Origin of the sequence: Devosia elaeis (assembly GCF_001650025.1) — a bacterium.
GTDB classification, from domain to species: Bacteria; Pseudomonadota; Alphaproteobacteria; order Rhizobiales; family Devosiaceae; genus Devosia; species Devosia elaeis.
Window position 1 is genome coordinate 1 of the sequence record NZ_LVVY01000133.1, and the last position, 14,619, is coordinate 14,619.

General features: G+C 65.9%; 20 protein-coding genes. 8 read left to right on the top strand and 12 right to left on the bottom strand.

Annotation, left to right across the window (positions count from 1 at the left end; genetic code table 11):
• Positions 1 to 438 precede the first annotated feature (438 nt).
• The 3 genes from A3840_RS17745 to A3840_RS17755 are packed head-to-tail and all read right to left on the bottom strand — an operon-like array spanning position 439 to position 3,179.
• Positions 439 to 1,020: an alpha/beta hydrolase gene (locus A3840_RS17745; protein ID WP_067460155.1), complete on the bottom strand. Its 582-nt coding sequence runs from the start codon at positions 1,018 to 1,020 to the stop codon at positions 439 to 441.
• Positions 1,017 to 1,415, bottom strand: a complete 399-nt coding sequence (locus tag A3840_RS17750) for a c-type cytochrome (protein WP_067460158.1) — start codon at positions 1,413 to 1,415, stop codon at positions 1,017 to 1,019. Before A3840_RS17750 ends, A3840_RS17745 begins: the two co-directional genes overlap by 4 nt.
• A 54-nt stretch (positions 1,416 to 1,469) precedes the next feature.
• On the bottom strand, positions 1,470 to 3,179 hold the full coding sequence (locus A3840_RS17755; RefSeq protein WP_165603221.1) for an FAD-binding protein: 1,710 nt from the start codon (positions 3,177 to 3,179) through the stop codon (positions 1,470 to 1,472).
• 151 nt (positions 3,180 to 3,330) lie between these two features.
• Here A3840_RS17755 and A3840_RS19205 point away from each other — a divergent pair, with 151 nt between their 5' ends.
• Positions 3,331 to 3,864, top strand: a complete 534-nt coding sequence (locus A3840_RS19205) for a MarR family winged helix-turn-helix transcriptional regulator (protein WP_067460164.1) — start codon at positions 3,331 to 3,333, stop codon at positions 3,862 to 3,864.
• Here A3840_RS19205 and A3840_RS19510 read toward each other — a convergent pair.
• On the bottom strand, positions 3,861 to 4,598 hold the full coding sequence (locus tag A3840_RS19510; RefSeq protein ID WP_067460167.1) for a class I SAM-dependent methyltransferase: 738 nt from the start codon (positions 4,596 to 4,598) through the stop codon (positions 3,861 to 3,863). The two genes, A3840_RS19205 and A3840_RS19510, sit on opposite strands and share 4 nt — an antisense overlap.
• 99 nt (positions 4,599 to 4,697) lie before the next feature.
• Here A3840_RS19510 and gloB point away from each other — a divergent pair, with 99 nt between their 5' ends.
• Both gloB and A3840_RS17775 read left to right on the top strand, forming a co-directional pair.
• Positions 4,698 to 5,465: a hydroxyacylglutathione hydrolase gene (gloB, locus tag A3840_RS19515; RefSeq protein ID WP_067460170.1), complete on the top strand. Its 768-nt coding sequence runs from the start codon at positions 4,698 to 4,700 to the stop codon at positions 5,463 to 5,465.
• 158 nt (positions 5,466 to 5,623) lie between these two features.
• On the top strand, positions 5,624 to 5,896 hold the full coding sequence (locus A3840_RS17775; protein ID WP_131798375.1) for a hypothetical protein: 273 nt from the start codon (positions 5,624 to 5,626) through the stop codon (positions 5,894 to 5,896).
• 70 nt (positions 5,897 to 5,966) lie between these two features.
• Here the strand turns inward: A3840_RS17775 and A3840_RS17780 are convergent, their stop codons facing one another.
• Positions 5,967 to 6,341 carry a hypothetical protein gene (locus A3840_RS17780; protein WP_205633408.1) on the bottom strand — a complete coding sequence of 125 codons (375 nt, stop codon included), beginning with the start codon at positions 6,339 to 6,341 and terminating at the stop codon, positions 5,967 to 5,969.
• Positions 6,342 to 6,528: 187 nt separating this feature from the next.
• Between A3840_RS17780 and A3840_RS17785 the strand changes: the two genes are divergently transcribed.
• Positions 6,529 to 7,002: a VOC family protein gene (locus tag A3840_RS17785; RefSeq protein WP_205633410.1), complete on the top strand. Its 474-nt coding sequence runs from the start codon at positions 6,529 to 6,531 to the stop codon at positions 7,000 to 7,002.
• 417 nt (positions 7,003 to 7,419) lie between these two features.
• Here the strand turns inward: A3840_RS17785 and A3840_RS17790 are convergent, their stop codons facing one another.
• The 6 genes from A3840_RS17790 to A3840_RS17815 all read right to left on the bottom strand — a co-directional run bounded on the left by A3840_RS17790 (position 7,420) and on the right by A3840_RS17815 (position 10,331).
• Positions 7,420 to 7,629 carry a hypothetical protein gene (locus A3840_RS17790; RefSeq protein ID WP_067460179.1) on the bottom strand — a complete coding sequence of 70 codons (210 nt, stop codon included), beginning with the start codon at positions 7,627 to 7,629 and terminating at the stop codon, positions 7,420 to 7,422.
• A 12-nt stretch (positions 7,630 to 7,641) separates the two neighbouring features.
• Positions 7,642 to 7,824 (bottom strand): putative motility protein, encoded by a 183-nt coding sequence (locus tag A3840_RS17795; protein WP_067460181.1) that lies wholly within the window; start codon positions 7,822 to 7,824, stop codon positions 7,642 to 7,644.
• Positions 7,825 to 7,895: 71 nt separating this feature from the next.
• Positions 7,896 to 8,483 (bottom strand): rhomboid family intramembrane serine protease, encoded by a 588-nt coding sequence (locus A3840_RS17800; protein ID WP_205633409.1) that lies wholly within the window; start codon positions 8,481 to 8,483, stop codon positions 7,896 to 7,898.
• 125 nt (positions 8,484 to 8,608) lie between these two features.
• Positions 8,609 to 9,205 carry a cob(I)yrinic acid a,c-diamide adenosyltransferase gene (locus A3840_RS17805; protein WP_067460188.1) on the bottom strand — a complete coding sequence of 199 codons (597 nt, stop codon included), beginning with the start codon at positions 9,203 to 9,205 and terminating at the stop codon, positions 8,609 to 8,611.
• 3 nt (positions 9,206 to 9,208) lie between these two features.
• The gene (locus tag A3840_RS19355; protein WP_067460191.1) at positions 9,209 to 9,409 is read right to left on the bottom strand and encodes a twin transmembrane helix small protein; all 201 of its coding nucleotides are present in this window, start codon (positions 9,407 to 9,409) and stop codon (positions 9,209 to 9,211) included.
• 7 nt (positions 9,410 to 9,416) lie between these two features.
• Entirely contained in the window at positions 9,417 to 10,331 is a 915-nt protein-coding gene (locus A3840_RS17815) for a LysR family transcriptional regulator (protein WP_067460194.1), read from the bottom strand.
• Positions 10,332 to 10,419: 88 nt separating this feature from the next.
• On the opposite strand from A3840_RS17815, the gene A3840_RS17820 reads away from it, so the two are divergent.
• A complete protein-coding gene (locus A3840_RS17820; RefSeq protein WP_067460197.1) occupies positions 10,420 to 11,367 on the top strand; it encodes an NAD-dependent epimerase/dehydratase family protein in 948 nt (315 codons plus the stop codon).
• Here A3840_RS17820 and gluQRS read toward each other — a convergent pair.
• Positions 11,364 to 12,209 (bottom strand): tRNA glutamyl-Q(34) synthetase GluQRS, encoded by an 846-nt coding sequence (gene gluQRS / locus A3840_RS17825; protein WP_067460200.1) that lies wholly within the window; start codon positions 12,207 to 12,209, stop codon positions 11,364 to 11,366. The genes A3840_RS17820 and gluQRS overlap by 4 nt on opposite strands.
• A gap of 18 nt (positions 12,210 to 12,227) precedes the next feature.
• On the opposite strand from gluQRS, the gene A3840_RS17830 reads away from it, so the two are divergent.
• The 3 genes from A3840_RS17830 (at position 12,228) to A3840_RS17840 (ending at position 14,217) form a co-directional block, all read left to right on the top strand.
• Positions 12,228 to 12,902 (top strand): DNA-3-methyladenine glycosylase family protein, encoded by a 675-nt coding sequence (locus A3840_RS17830; protein WP_109442365.1) that lies wholly within the window; start codon positions 12,228 to 12,230, stop codon positions 12,900 to 12,902.
• Positions 12,899 to 13,570 carry an alpha/beta hydrolase gene (locus A3840_RS17835; protein ID WP_067460206.1) on the top strand — a complete coding sequence of 224 codons (672 nt, stop codon included), beginning with the start codon at positions 12,899 to 12,901 and terminating at the stop codon, positions 13,568 to 13,570. The genes A3840_RS17830 and A3840_RS17835 overlap by 4 nt, the downstream gene beginning before the upstream one ends.
• A gap of 89 nt (positions 13,571 to 13,659) precedes the next feature.
• The gene (locus tag A3840_RS17840; protein WP_067460210.1) at positions 13,660 to 14,217 is read left to right on the top strand and encodes an HNH endonuclease; all 558 of its coding nucleotides are present in this window, start codon (positions 13,660 to 13,662) and stop codon (positions 14,215 to 14,217) included.
• The last annotated feature ends 402 nt before the right edge of the window (positions 14,218 to 14,619 follow it).

Sequence of the window (14,619 nt, forward strand, 5' to 3'; positions counted from 1 at the left end):
TCGTTGCAACCCCATCTCCACCCGGCTGATGAGGGGGAGAGTAATATGGGGTGATGGGGGTGGGGATAAGTTTTGGTTTTTTGCGGGTTCGGCGTCTGCGGCAGCATCCCCCTCATCCGGCCCTGACGGGCCACCTTCTCCCCGAGGGGGAGAAGAATGGTTCGGCGTTCGCCTCTTATTCCTCTCCCTCTCGGGGAGAGGGTGGATCGGCCGCAGGCCGAGACGGGTGAGGGGGATGGGTGGCAGGGTGCTTGATTTCTGGCGCCAGCGCCCGCCGGCACCCCCTCCTAGCTCCGCTAGGCCTTCGGCCAAGCTGCGCTACCTCCCCCATCAAGGGGGAGGTGGGGGTTCGGGGTTTGCCTCAAGCACCGCTCGTCACCCTCGGGCTTGACGCGAGGGCGGGCAGCGGGGCGGGAATCGATGGCCGGAGCCTGTCGCTCAGGCCGCTTGCAGCAGGGCTGGCAGGTCGGATTGGGGGGTGAGGGTGAGGCGGGCGCCGAGTGTTTGCAGTGCCGCCAGCCGCTCGGCCGGGACGGGGTCGGCATGGGTGAGGACCACGTCGACCCCCGCAAGCGAGGGGGTGAAGGGCATGTCGCCGAGATTGAGCGGCAGCAGCGCGTCGATGGCGACCACCTTTTCCACCTTGTCGGGGAAGAGGCTCGCCAGGACCAGGGCCATCATGCCGCCCTGTCCCTTGCCGAGCAGACCCAGCTTGCGCCGGCCATAGCGCGCCCAATTCTCCTCCAGCAGCAATTCGAGCTGGTAGAGCGCATCGCCCATGGTCGACAATTCGGGCCGCTCGATGGGGCCGATGGTCCAGAAATAGCCATGGGTGAAGCCGGACCCGCCCCGATTCTGCACCCGCACGGCGCGCACCGCTATGGTGAGCGCCGCCGGGCCCAGCAGCGTGGCCAGCGCCTCGGCATCTTCCAGCATGCCCCAGCGGTCATGCAGGACCAGCCAGGGCATGGCATTTTCCGGCCCGCGCCGGCGCGTCAGCAGGATGCTGCGTGCGCTCACTCTTCCACCGGGCAGGCATCGATCCAGGCGATGATGGCCTCGACTTCATTGTCGCGCAGGCGGCCGCTGGGCGGCATCTTGGAGCCCGAACCGCCGGCCTCGATATGGGTGCCGAGGATCTTGTGAGCGAGATAGCTCTGCGCCGAATCGCCGGGCGTGACGCGCGGCATGGCGGGCAATTCGGTGCTGGCGGCACCCACCAGGTAATCATAGCCGCTGCCCTTCTGGAACGAGACGCCGGAGCCGGGCGAGCGGTCATTGTGGCAGGCGGCGCATTTGCGCGACACGATGGGCTCGACATCGGCGACATAGGCGTCGAGGCAGGCATTGGCGAAGGCGGCGCTGGAGCCGAGAACGAAAAGCGCCGCGGAAACGGCAAGCCGGATGGATTTCATGGCATTATCCCTGCAAAGGTGGGCCGCAAAGGGATGCGGCCCGCAAAACATATGTCACGCGTCCTGGCTGGCCGCATGCTGGCCGGCAAGATAGCCGAAGGTTATGCCCAGGCCTAGCGTGCCGCCACCGCCCAGATAGCTCTTGCCCGAGGGTGAGGCCGCGGCATTGCCGGCCACGTAGAAGCCGGGGATCGGCTGGTCATGCACGTCCAGCACCTGGCCATTGGCGTCGAAGACCGGCCCGCCCTTGGTGTCCAGCGTGCCCGGGGCCAGGAGGATGGCGTAATAGGGGCCGGTTTCGGAAATGGCCGAGATATAGGGGTTCTTGTTGCCCTTATCGACGCTGACGGCGTGGAAATAGGCATCGATCGGCGATTCGCCGCGATGGAAATCGAGATCGACGCCGGTTTCGGCAAAGCCGTTATAGCGGGTGATCGTGTCCTTGAGATTGGCGAGGAAATCGGGGCCCAGCTTATAAGTGCCGATGCGCTCGGCCAGGCTGTCGAAACGGGCCTGGATATTCTCGGCCAGCGCTTCCAGCGTATCGCCGGTAATGACATAGCCGGGCAGGTCCGCGCCGGCGGGCGGGATCAGATAGCCGCCGAATTCGCGGGCCCCGTCATCGAACAGGAAGACCTGGTAGAGATTGGGATAATCGCCGGTCCACTGGTCGTAATAATGGTGGGACCGGGTGCGCTCGGGATAGACGTATTTCTCGTCATACATGCGCTTGCCATGCTTGTTGACGGCAATGGCGCTGTCGCCGCCCAGGAAGAAGACGCCGCTGGGCACGCTGGAAAATTCCAGCACTTCTTCCAGGATTTCCTGCTGGTTCCAGGCCTCGTTGAGATTGCCCAGCTTGACGCCGAGTTCGCTCGACATGTTGATGAGGTCGCCCTCATTGGTCGGCACGGCGCAGCCGCCCATGGCCGGATTGCGCTGGAATTGCGTGCGCATATGCGGATTGTGGGTGAAGCCGCCGGTGCCGAAGATCACGCCCTTGGCGGCGCCGATGCGCACCAGGCCATCGGGGGTTTCGGCATGCACGCCGATGACGCGGCCATCTTCGTTGCGCACGATCTTGACCACGCGATGCTCGGTGCGGATGTCGAGCCCGTTATCCTCGGCATAGATCGACATGTAATCGATCATGTCGGCGCCGCTGCCGGATTTGCCATCGACCATGGTGGCGAGCTGGCGGCCCAGGATCTGGCCGTTTTCCTCGAGATGGCCGTGATAATCGGGGGCCGGCTTGCCGTCCCAGGACAGGAACACGCCCGAGGGCAGGGCCCCGGTTTCGTCGAGCTTCTCGAAGACGCCGGCGGCATTGTCCCAGAAGGCGTTGAGCTGGGCCCAGTGATGCTCGGTCATGCCCAGGGTGGGGCTGTGATCGTTGTAGAGTTCGGGAAAGGAGACGCGGGCGACGTAGCGGAGATAGGTGTCCTTGTCGTCCTGGTGGCCCATGGCCGCCATCCATTTATTGTTCGGCACCCAGGAGCCGCCGCCGGATTTCGCCGTGGTGCCGCCGATAAAGGGCGCCTTTTCCAGCATGACCACGCTGGCGCCGCCATGCAGCGCGCCGATGGCCCCCGCAAAGGCCGCGCCGCCCGAACCGGCGACGACGACGTCGAATTGTTCGTCCCATTCTTCCTGCGCCTGGGCGCTGGTGATGGTGACGGCACCGAGCGCGGTGCCGGCGGCGCCGAGCCCGGCGGCCTTCATGAAACCGCGACGGGACACCCGGCTGGCTTGGGGATTGGACACTGGCATTCCTCCTGAACGATCGGTGCTGCCGATCTGTATGCTGGGAAACAGGTTATCGCGCGGTGTTTTTGTATGCAAGGATACAAAAATAGGAAATGGCCGGGAGGCGCCGCGCTTGGGAAATCGATTGAAATCGGCTAGGACGCGGGGTGTGCAGCAGATCGGAGAGGGCATGACCCAGAGCGAGCCAAGCCAGGCCAGGGGCCGCGACCGGCGCGTCCGCATCCGCGCCGATGCCATGTATCGCATCCATGAAGTGTCGCGGCTGATCAGCACCTATTTCGACAACGCCATGGCCGCACACTGCATTACCCGCGCGCAGTGGAACGCCATCATGCATGTGAACCAGAATCCCGGCGCCACCCAGACCGAGCTGGCCGACCTGATGCAGATGGGCCGCGCCGGCATCGGCAAGATGCTGGACCGGCTGGAGCAGAAAAGCTGGATCGAGCGGCGTCCGGACGAGAATGACAGCCGGGTGCGGCGGGTCTATCCGCACAAGGATGCCGACACGCTCTTCGCCTTCATGCCCGAAGCGGCGCGCCGGCTCTATGACGATTTCTATGCCGGCATGGGCGACGCGGAGGTGGAACAGCTCCATGATGCGCTGCAGACCATGCGCCGCAATGCCCGCCTGGCGCTGGGCAAGGACGAGCCCGGGCCGGCCAATGGGCCATCCGCCTAGCCCTTGTTGAGGCGCGCCGTGGCCGCCGACAGGCCGGGCACGCGCACATAGCGCTCGGCGCGCTTGCGGCGCGGCACGGCCGGAAAGGCTTCCTTGCGCGCCCGCACGCAGATCACCCCGCTCATGGCCGGGCCGAACAGCCGCCCGAAACGCTCGAAAAAGCGCGTGGATTTGAGCACCAGGCCGTGCTGGAAGGGCGGCAGGAACAGCGCATCGCGCCAGGCCACGGGCACGAAGGAATGGTCGCGCAGCAATTTCTCCAATTGCCCGCCGGAATAGGGATTGCCCTGGCCGAACGGAGTATTGTCGCGCTGCGCCCAGATGCCCCGCCGCCGCGGCACCACGATCAGCACATGCCCGTTGGGCGCGGTCACCCGCCAGAGTTCGCGCATCAATTCCTCGGCATCCGCGACATGTTCGAGCGCATGCACGGCGATGGTGAGATCGATCGCCGCGTCGGTGAGCGGCATTTCCAGCGGATCGCAGAGCACGGTGCAGGACGGGCCCTCGCGCGGCCAGGCGGACGCGCCCTGCCGGGCCGGCATGAAGGCCAGGACCCGTTCGGCCACGTCCAGCGAGAAGCGCAGATAGGGCGTGGCGAAACCCAGGCCCAGCACCCTCTTGCCCCTTATGTCGCCGGCCAGGCCGATGACCTGATCCCGCACCAGCCGCCGCGAAATGCGGCCCAGCGGGGACTTGTAATAATCGATCAGGCGCCGGACATCGGAGGTCATGGGCGAAGCTTGCCAAAGCCGGACCAACTTGTCCAACCTTGGCTTGCACTTGCCCGGGCTCCTGCCTAGCTTGCGCCCGAACAGCAAAGGAATATCGCCATGGCCCTCATCGTCGACGTCTTCCCCGCCCGCGAGGACAATTTCGGCTATCTCGCCCATGACCAGGCCAGCGGCCGCACCGCCGCCATCGACGCCCCCGAGGCCGAGGCCATCCGCGCCGCCCTGGCCAGGACCGGCTGGACCCTCAGCGACATCCTCATCACCCACCACCATATCGACCATGTCGAGGCCATTGCCGAGCTGAAGGCCGCCTTCGGCGCCCGGGTAACCGGCCCGGCGGCGGAGGCGGACAAGATCGAGGGGCTCGACGTCCTGGTCGGGGACGGCGACCGCGTGACACTGGGCGAATCGATGTTCGAGGTCATCGCCACGCCCGGCCATACGCTGGGCCATATCGTCTTCTACGAGCGCGCCGGGGGGCATCTGTTCTCGGCCGATGCCCTGTTCTCGCTGGGCGTGGGCCGCATGTTCGAGGGCACGCCCGGGCCGATGTGGGAAGGCCTCAAGCGGCTGCGCGACCTGCCCGACGACACCATGGTCTATTGCGGCCACGAATATACCCAGGGCAATGCCCGCTTCGCGTTGTCGATCGACCCGGAAAATCAAGCACTTGCGGCCCGGGCCGCCGAGGTCGCGGCGCTGCGCGATGCCGGCAGGCCGACCATTCCGTTCAAGCTGGGCGAGGACAAGAAGGCCAATCCCTTCCTGCGCGCCGATGCCCCCGAACTGGCCCGGCATTACGGCATTGCCGGTGCCGATCCGGCCGATGTCTTCGCCGCCATCCGCAAGGGCAAGGACAATTTCTGAGCCCACGGTCGGGCACCGGCGTTAACGATAATTCTGTGATTTATCGTTAACGCGGGATCGAAATTCGTTAACAGACTGTTAGCTTCTGGCATGGCGCTTGCCCCTTCAGGGGGAAAGCGCCGTCAGGATCGTCCCATTCCGGGACGATGCGGCCGGAAATGGTACAGTCCATGCCCGATCTGGAGCAAAGCGATACAGTGATTGCCGGCCTGCCCCTCGTGCTGGGCCTGGCCGCGCCGCGCCCCTCGCTGGCCCGTAGCGTCCCCCTGGCGGCTTTCGTCAGCCAGCTCATCGCCAATCGCGACCGGCTGCATCCCGAACGCAGCGCCGGCATCGACACCAGCCGGGGCGCTGTCGGCGCCTATGGCCGGGGCGCCCGCATCGCCGAACGGCGCATGCCGCTGGGCTATCGCAAGACCATGCTGGTCTAGCTCATCGACACGTCGCGGCTGGCGCTGGTGATCGAGACGGTAAAGCCGGCCACCACGTCGATCAGGCTCATCACCATGAGCAGGAAGAAGACCGAGCTCGAGGCGGCGCCCACCAGCAGGATTCGATCAGGAAGACGACGAACAGCACCATGGAGAGCATGTGCTCGACGATGGAGGCGCGCGCCGTCTGCGTGGATTTCAGCACTTCGAAGAACAGAAGGATGATGCCGACGACGAGGAGGAAATCCCCCGCAGTAATGGCCCAGGGCATGCCCGAAGGCATGGGCAGGGCGAACAGGCCCGCGCCCCAATTGACCGGATTGCCGCCGAAAAACAGGAAGACGACCAGATTATAGGCGAGGAAGGGAAAGACCAGCAGCGGCGGAACGAACAGGCCCCGGCGCCGCGGGCCGGGATGGCTGGGCAGGATCACACTCTCGGTCATGTCGGCTCTCCGATGGGTGAGGGCCAGCATGCCAGAGCCCGCAGCAAGGGAAAAGGGGATGACGCAAGGCAAAGCCGGCCGGCCTGTCGAAATCCCGTATCGTGAACCGTCGCAGCCATGAGCCCGTTGCAGGACGGGTCCCAATCGCGGCCGGGGAAGGCCGCTTCCGAGGAGAATTGCCATGTCTATCGCCAAGAACACCATCTGCATCTGGTACGACAAGGACGCCGAAGCCGCCGCCCGCTTCTATGCCGAAACCTTTCCCGATACCCATGTGAGCGCTGTCCGCACCGCGCCCGGCGACAATCCCTCCGGCAAGGAAGGGGCGGTGCTGACGGTGGAATTTTCCGTCATGGGCATTCCCTGTATCGGCCTCAATGGCGGCCCGGCCTTCAAGCAAAGCGAGGCCTTTTCCTTTCAGATCATGACCGAGGACCAGGACGAAACCGACCGCTACTGGAACGCCATTGTCGGCAATGGCGGGGAAGAAAGCATGTGCGGCTGGTGCAAGGACAAATGGGGCATTTCCTGGCAGATCACCCCGCGCGCCCTCTCCGAGGCCATGATCGCCGGCGGCCCCGAAGCCAAGCGGGCCTTTGAAGCCATGATGAGCATGAAGAAGATCGACATCGCCAAGATCGAGGCGGCGCGGCGGGGGTGAAGGCCGGCAAGGAAGAGCCCTCGGGTCAAGCCCGAGGGTGACGAGCGGTGGAGGTGGAGATTAGGCACATATCTTCCGGCAAACGCGGTGCGGCACCCTCCCCCTTGCGGGGAGGGCAAGCAGAGCTTGGGTCCGCGAGGACCCTAGCGGCGCTCGGGAGGGGGGCGGGCGGCGGGGTGTAGTGTTGGCCACTAGTGCACGCCGGCACCCCCTCCCAGCTTCGCTAGGCCTTTCGGCCAAGCTGCACTACCTCCCCCGTCAAGGGGGAGGTGGGGGTCGATATTTGCCACGGAATCCCGTCACCCTCGGGCTTGACCCGAGGGTGTTCACAGGGTTGAGCCGACGCCGTGGGGCGTGTGGTGGCTGGCCCTTGGGTCGGGCCCCGGGCAGCGCGGTGGAGGCGACGGCGTTGGGGCGTCAGATCAGGAGGTCGAGTTCGGCGCCGTTGGCGGGGTGGACCAGGGCCTGGTCGGCGGGGTTGGGTTTCGTGGCCTGCTCGGCCTGGGCGGCGAGCATCTGCGCGCGCAATTGGGCGACCTTGGCCAATTGGGTATTGAGGGAAGCGCCCTCGCGCTGGGCGATGCGGGTGACCATGATGGCGGGATTGATGCCGATGGGATTGGTCATGCGACCCGCCGATCAGGCCAGCTTGTCTATTTTGAGGCCCTGGCCCGGCGGTGGGGCGCTGAGGGCGGTCTGCATCAGGGTTTCGAGCAGCTCGGTCTGCATCTCGTGGGCCTTCTTGGCCACGGCGATCTGCACAGAATTGGTCGTCGCGGCACTGCGCGCGGCGAGCATCTGCATGGTGAGATCGATATCCAAGGCCGGTCATCCCGTGTTCAAGCCCGGCCAGCCTAAAGAGGATGTATGAACAAATCCTTCCGCGCCGGCCGCTAGCGTCCGCCCAAGAGCGGCACGCCGCGGCGGCGCAGCAGCGGCGCCAGGGCCAGGCCGGCCAGGAAGCCGCCGATATGGGCCCACCAGGCGACGCCGCCCCCGGCGCCCACCACGAGATAGAAGACCTGGCTGGCGATCCAGAAGCCCAGCATCCAGAAGGCGGGCACGGGCAGGGGAATCAGCCAGACGATGCGGGCGAGCACGAAGACGCGGGCATGGGGATAGAGCAGGACATAGGCGCCCATGACCCCGGCCACGGCGCCCGAGGCGCCGATCAGCGGGCCATTGCCGTCGAGATTGAAGAGCAGATGGGCAAGGGCGGCCAGGGCGGCGCAGGCGAGATAGAAGAAGGCATATTTCACATGGCCCAGCGCGTCCTCGATATTGTCGCCGAAGACCCAGAGGAACAGCATGTTGGTGAGCAGGTGCAGCCAATCGGCATGGAGGAAGGCATAGGTGAACAAGGTCGCCCAATCCGGCAGCCAGGGCAGGGGCTGGGGATAGAGGTCGCGCACCACGATGGGGATCATGCCGAAATTGATGCTGGCCTGGTCGAAGCCGGCGGGCGGCAGGGCTGATTGCACTAGGAAGACCAGGATGGTCAGGCCGATCAGCCCGTAATTGACGAAGGGAAAATCGACATGGCGGATCGGGTTGCGGTCATGCAGGGGCAGGAACAGTTTCCGTCTCCGCGCTGGAAGGGCCCGGCCTATTCGGGCTTGTCGAGGTCACCATAATTGCCCGGCACCCACAAGACATCGCCGGTCTGTCCGGCATTGGCGAGCCGGGCGAGCACGAAGAGCAGGTCGGACAGGCGATTGAGATAGCGCAGGGTTTCCGGACTGGTCTCGGGCTCGGCCTCCTGCAGGGCGGAAACCAGCCGTTCGGCCCGGCGGGTGACGGTGCGGGCCAGGTGCAGGGCCACGGCGAGCGGCGTGCCGCCGGGCAGGACGAAGCTTTTGAGCGGGGCGAGATCGGCATTGAACAGATCGATCTGCTGCTCGAGCCAGTCGGTCTGTACCGGGCGGATGCGCAGGCTGGGATAAGGGGCATCGGCCTGGTCGGCGCCGGGCGTGGCCAGATCGGAGCCGAGATCGAAGAGATCGTTCTGGATGCGGGCCAGGACCGGATCGATCTCCGGCAGCGCCGGGGCGGCCAGCCGGGCATTGCCGATAAAGGCATTGGCCTCGTCCACACTGCCATAGGCCTCGATGCGCAGATCATGCTTGGCCCGGCGCGGACCGCGCACGAGGCCGGTCGTGCCCTTGTCGCCGGTGCGCGTATAGATGGCGTTGAGCTTGACCATGGCTCAGGGCCGGTTGCTGCCGAACAGGAACAGGGCGGCCAGCAGCAGCACCAGGGCGACGGCCTGGCCGATGACGCGCAGGCGCATCAGGCGCTGGCTGGTATTGCCCGGCCCGCCCTTGAGCATGTTCCACAGGCCCATGCCCAGAACGATGACGACGAAGAGCAGGGCGAGGGCAATGGCGATATTGAGAAGCGTTTCCATGTCTGCCTTAACGGGGTGAGAAGGGCGCGGTTGCGCCGTTGATATAGGCAGTGAGGCCCGCTGCCACTGCGTCATAAATGGCACGAATGCGGTGCGAGGTGAACAATTCCCTGTGGGTGGTGAGCCAGATCGGCAGCGGGGGGATGTCCAGCTCGATGGGCAGGGCGACGAGGCCGGGCGTGCGCGCGGCGAGGTTGAGCTGGCCGAAGCCGATGCCGACGCCGGCCTTGGTCAATTCCCATAAATGGGCCTGATCGTCGGAGCGGACGACGAATTGTCCGCGCGCGATGCTGTGGCCCAGTTTCCGGGCATGCAGAATGATGGCGTCGGAACGGTCGAAGCCGAGCAGGTCATGGCTCCAGAGGTCCTCGAGGCTGGCCGGGCGGCCGCGCCGGGCCAGATAGGCCTCATGGGCCACCGGGACGATGGGAATATCGCCGAGATGCCGGGTGACCAGTTCGAGCTGGGTGGGCCGGAACATGCGCACGGCGATGTCGGCCTCGCGCATCAGCAGGTTTTCCGCCGAATCGGAGGGGATGATCTCGAGGGCGATGCGCGGATGGAGGCTGCGGATGGCGGCCAGGATGCCCGGCAGGACGTAATTGGAAATCATGACGCTGGCGGTGATGCGCACCGTGCCGGCCTCGGTATTCTGCGCCCCCTCGGCCAGGATGGCGGCTTCGGCGAGACTGGCCTGGGCCCGCTGCACCGGCTCGTAGAGGCGCAGGGCGGCGGCATTGGGCTTGAGTCCGGTCAGGCTGCGCTCGAACAGGGCGAGGCCGAGATCGGCTTCCAGGGTTTCGACATGGCGCCCGATGGTCGGCTGGCTGAGGCCGAGGGCGCGGGCGGCGCCGGAGAGCGAACCATGCTCCACCACGCCGGCAAAGCTGCGCCACAGGGCCCAATCGGGTTCTCTATTCATTTTTGAATGTTAAATCCCGAAAAATGGCGAATTCATATTCTTTGATGTAGCGCGCATTGCTGTGTCCAGCAACGGAAAGGACAGATCGATGCGCAAGGAAAACGTGACGGTGCTGGGCAGCAACGGGCATCTGGGCCATGCCGCCATGGTGGGATTCCGCGATGCGGGCTGGGCGGTGACGGGACTGGCGCGGCGCAATCGCAAGCCGGTGGAGGGCACGGCGTTCCGCGCCGGGGACGCCGATGACGTGGCAATGGTGAAGGCGGCGATCAAGGATGCCGATGTCGTCGCCCATGGCTTGCATCTGCGCTATGACCGATGGGGGAATGGCCGGGCCGAACGGCAATTGCAGGTGGTGCTGGACGCCATGGCGGGCAGCGGCAAGACGCTGATGTTTCCGGGCACGATCTATAATTACCGGGCCACGGACAGGACCGTGTCGCCCGACCTGCGCCAGAGTGGGGAGAAGCCGCGCGGGGCGATCCGCATCCGGCTCGAAGAGATGCTGCGGCGGGCGGCGGAGGCCGGCGATATTCGGGTCATCATCTTGCGGGCCGGAGATTTTTTCGGGCCGGGCAATGCCGATGAATGGTTCGGCCAGGCCATGCTGATGGATGCGGCCAAGGGGCGGCTCTATCATCTGGCCGACCGCAAATTGCGCCATAGCTGGGCCTATCTGCCCGATCTGGGCCGGGCCTTTGCGAGGCTGGCGGAACAGCGCAAGGGCTTGACGCCGTTCGAGAATTTCCACTTCGCCGGCTATTGGGTCAGCCATGGCCAGATCATGGAGGCGATCCAGGCCGGGCTGGGGCGCCGGCTGGCGGTCAGGCCCATGCCGTGGTGGATGTTGCGGGTTGTAGGGCTGGTCAATCCGGTGATGCGCGACATCTATCGCATGCGCTATCTCTGGGACAACGAGATGGAGCTGGTCGATCCGAGGCTGGATTCCCTTTTGGGACAAGGGTTTGCCACCCCGTTCGAGGCGGCCGTGGCGGCGACGGTGACCGACCTGATGGCGGCCAGGGCGGCGGGTTAGAAGCCGACGGCGCGGCGGATATCGGCCGGAGTCCAGCCCTGGGCGCGCAGGTCGCGCAGGGATGGCGATCCCTTCGATTTGGAGAGCTTCTGGTTATCCCTGTCGGTCACCAATCGATGAAAATGGTAGCAGACTGCTGACGCCGACAGCAGCATTTGCAGCAGGACGTGCAGATCGGTGGCCGCTTCGAGATCCTTCCCGCGGGTGACATGGGTGATGGCCTGGGCATCGTCATCGACCACGACGCTGAGATGGTAGGCGGTGGGCACGTCCTTGCGCTGCAGCACCACGTCGCCCCAGCGCTCGGGCCGCGCATAGCGGATCTGCGGCCGGTCGAGAATGGTGGGGCCGATCATTGTATAGGTGAGCAGGCCGGCGCGGGCGATGGCGGCCCCGCTATCGAGGCGGAACTGGACCGGATCGCCGCGCTCCAGCCGCTCGATGCGCTCGGCATTGGAGAGATGGCGGCAGGTGCCGGGATAGAGCGGGGCGCCGTCGGGATCGGTGCCTGTGGCCCGGGCGGCGATATCGGCGCGGCTGCAGAAGCAGGGATAGAGCAGGTCCATGTCCCGCAGCCGGTTGGCGGCCTCGGCATAGAGCGGAAAGCGTTCGGACTGGTGGAGGACCGGTTCGGGCCAGGACAGGCCCAGCCAGGCGAGGTCTTCGAACACGGCCTGGGTAAATTCGGGTTTACAGCGGTTGCGGTCGATGTCCTCTATGCGCAATAGCGCCGTGCCGCCGAGTTTTTCCGCCGCATCCCAGGTGACCAGCGCCGACAGGGCATGGCCGAGATGGAGATAGCCATTGGGGCTGGGGGCGAAGCGGAGGCGTGGCTTGGACATGACGATCCGGAGTTGGACTTGAGCGCACATAGCATTCTCAGCGGCGAAACGACACCACGGATCGATACGCCCGAAGGGGTGGAATGGCACCTGGACGCGCTGACCGGGCTGGTGCCGGCGCTGGCGCCGATGCGGGCGCAGGTGGGCGCGGTGCTGCCGCGGGTCAATCCGAAACATTTCGCCGGCATGGCCAAGGTGATCTGCGGACAGCAATTGTCGGTGCAGAGCGCGGCGGCGATCTGGGCCCGGTTCGAGGCGCTGCCCGGTGCGCTGGCGCCGGAGAGCTATCTGGAGCTGAGCGAGGAGGCGGTGCGCGGCGTGGGCTTTTCGCGCGGCAAGTTCCTGGCCCTGCGGGCCGTGGCCGAGGCGATCCTGGCGGGCGAGCTGGATTTCGCCGCATTGGATGCGCTGCCGGCCGAGGCGGCGATCGCGCGGCTGGTGGCGCTCAAGGGCATCGGCCCCTGGACGGCGGAGGTCTATCTGCTGTTCTGTGCCGGCCATCCCGACATTTTCCCGGCCGGGGACCTGGCCCTGCTCAAGGCCGCCCATCACGGGCTCGGTCTTGACGCGCGGCCGAGCATCAAGGAGATGATCGCCATCGCGCGGGACTGGTCGCCGCACCGCTCGGCGGCGGCGCTGCTGTTCTGGCGCTATTTCGCCGCGCTCAAGAACAGGGAATCGAGCCTTCTATGACCAAGCTTTCCGGCCCCATGCTCGCGCCCGCCCAGGGCGGGGCGCCCGACGCCGCCATCGTGCTGCTGCATGGCTATGGCAGCGACGGCAATGACCTCATCGCCATGGCGCCGCGCTTCCAGCCGCTGCTGCCGGGGGCGCTGGTGGTCTCGCCCCATGCGCCCGAGCCGGCCGGGGCGGCGGGCTACGGCTATCAATGGTTTCCCATTGCCTGGGATTCGGCGGCGCAGCGCCTGGCCAGCCGGCAGGCAGGGGTGACGGGAGCCCGGCCGGTGCTGCTGGAATTCCTGCACGACCTCTGGGCGCAGACCGGCATCGCGCCCGGCCGCACCATCCTGGCCGGCTTCAGCCAGGGCGCGATGATGGCGCTGCATGTGGGCCTGTCCCTCCCGCCCGAACAGCAGCTCATGGGGGTGATCGGCATGTCCGGCGCCCTGCTGCCGCCGGAGGGGTTTGGCGGGGGAAAGCTGGCCAGGCCGCCAATATGCCTGGTGCATGGCGACATGGACGACGTGGTCGATCCCAATCACAGCGCCGAGGCCAATGCCCTGCTGACCGAGGCGGGATATGAGGTGGCCTATCACGTGAGCCGGGGCGTGGGGCATGGCGTCTCTCCCGACGGGATGGATTTCATCGCCGGCTTCATCGCGCGCCTCGCCGAAAAATAAGCCGCACGCCCCCGCTTCACACGCCCGACACAAAGGGTTTAGTATAAGGGGGCTATGGACTTACGCGATTCCCGCTTCGGGAGCCTCAAGTGACCATCCATGTGTCGCCTGAGACCTGTCCCGCCCTGGTGCTGAATGCCGATTTTCGGCCGCTCAGCTATTATCCACTCTCGCTGTGGTCTTGGCAGGATGCGATCAAGGCGGTGTGCCTGGACCGGGTGAACATCGTTTCCCATTACGACGTTTCCGTGCATTCGCCGCGCTTCGAAATGCGGCTGCCCAGCGTGGTCTCGCTCAAGGATTACGTGAAACCGGCGCGGCATCCCGCCTTTACCCGCTTCAACGTGTTCCTGCGCGACCGTTTCCAATGCCAATATTGCGGCAGCACGCATGATCTGACCTTCGACCATGTCATTCCCCGCTCCAAGGGCGGGCTGACGACCTGGGAGAACGTGGTGGCGGCCTGCGCGCCCTGCAATCTGCGCAAGGCCAACAGGCTGCCCAGCGAGATCAAGATGTTCCCGCACCAGGCGCCCTATGCGCCCAGCGTGCACGACCTGCACAATAATGGCCGCGCCTTCCCGCCCAACCACCTGCACCAGAGCTGGCTCGACTATCTCTATTGGGACATCGAGCTGGAGCCGTAGGCGGGCTTCGGCGCGGGGGTGAAGCGGTTTATCCGCGGCGCGCTCGGGGGCATCCCTCCCGCCAGGGCGACGCCGCCGCGTCACGGACGTGGATACTCTCCTTGCCGCACTCACGGAATCGTCACCCTCGGGCCTGATCCGAGGGCAGGTCGCCGCACGTTCGGGGGCGTCGGCGTCAGGCGTGAAGAGCCCTCGGGTCAAGCCCGAGGGTGACGAGCGGCGGGTGAGGCGGCCGAGGGTGACGAGCGGTGGGTTGGGGTAACACCGGATCACCTCCCCCTTGATGGGCTTCACACTGGCCGCAAGGGGGAGGGTGCCGCACCGCGTTTGCCGAACGGTGTTCACCTAATCTCCACCCCACCATTCGTCACCCTCGGGCTTGTGTGGAGGAAGTGTGGTTTA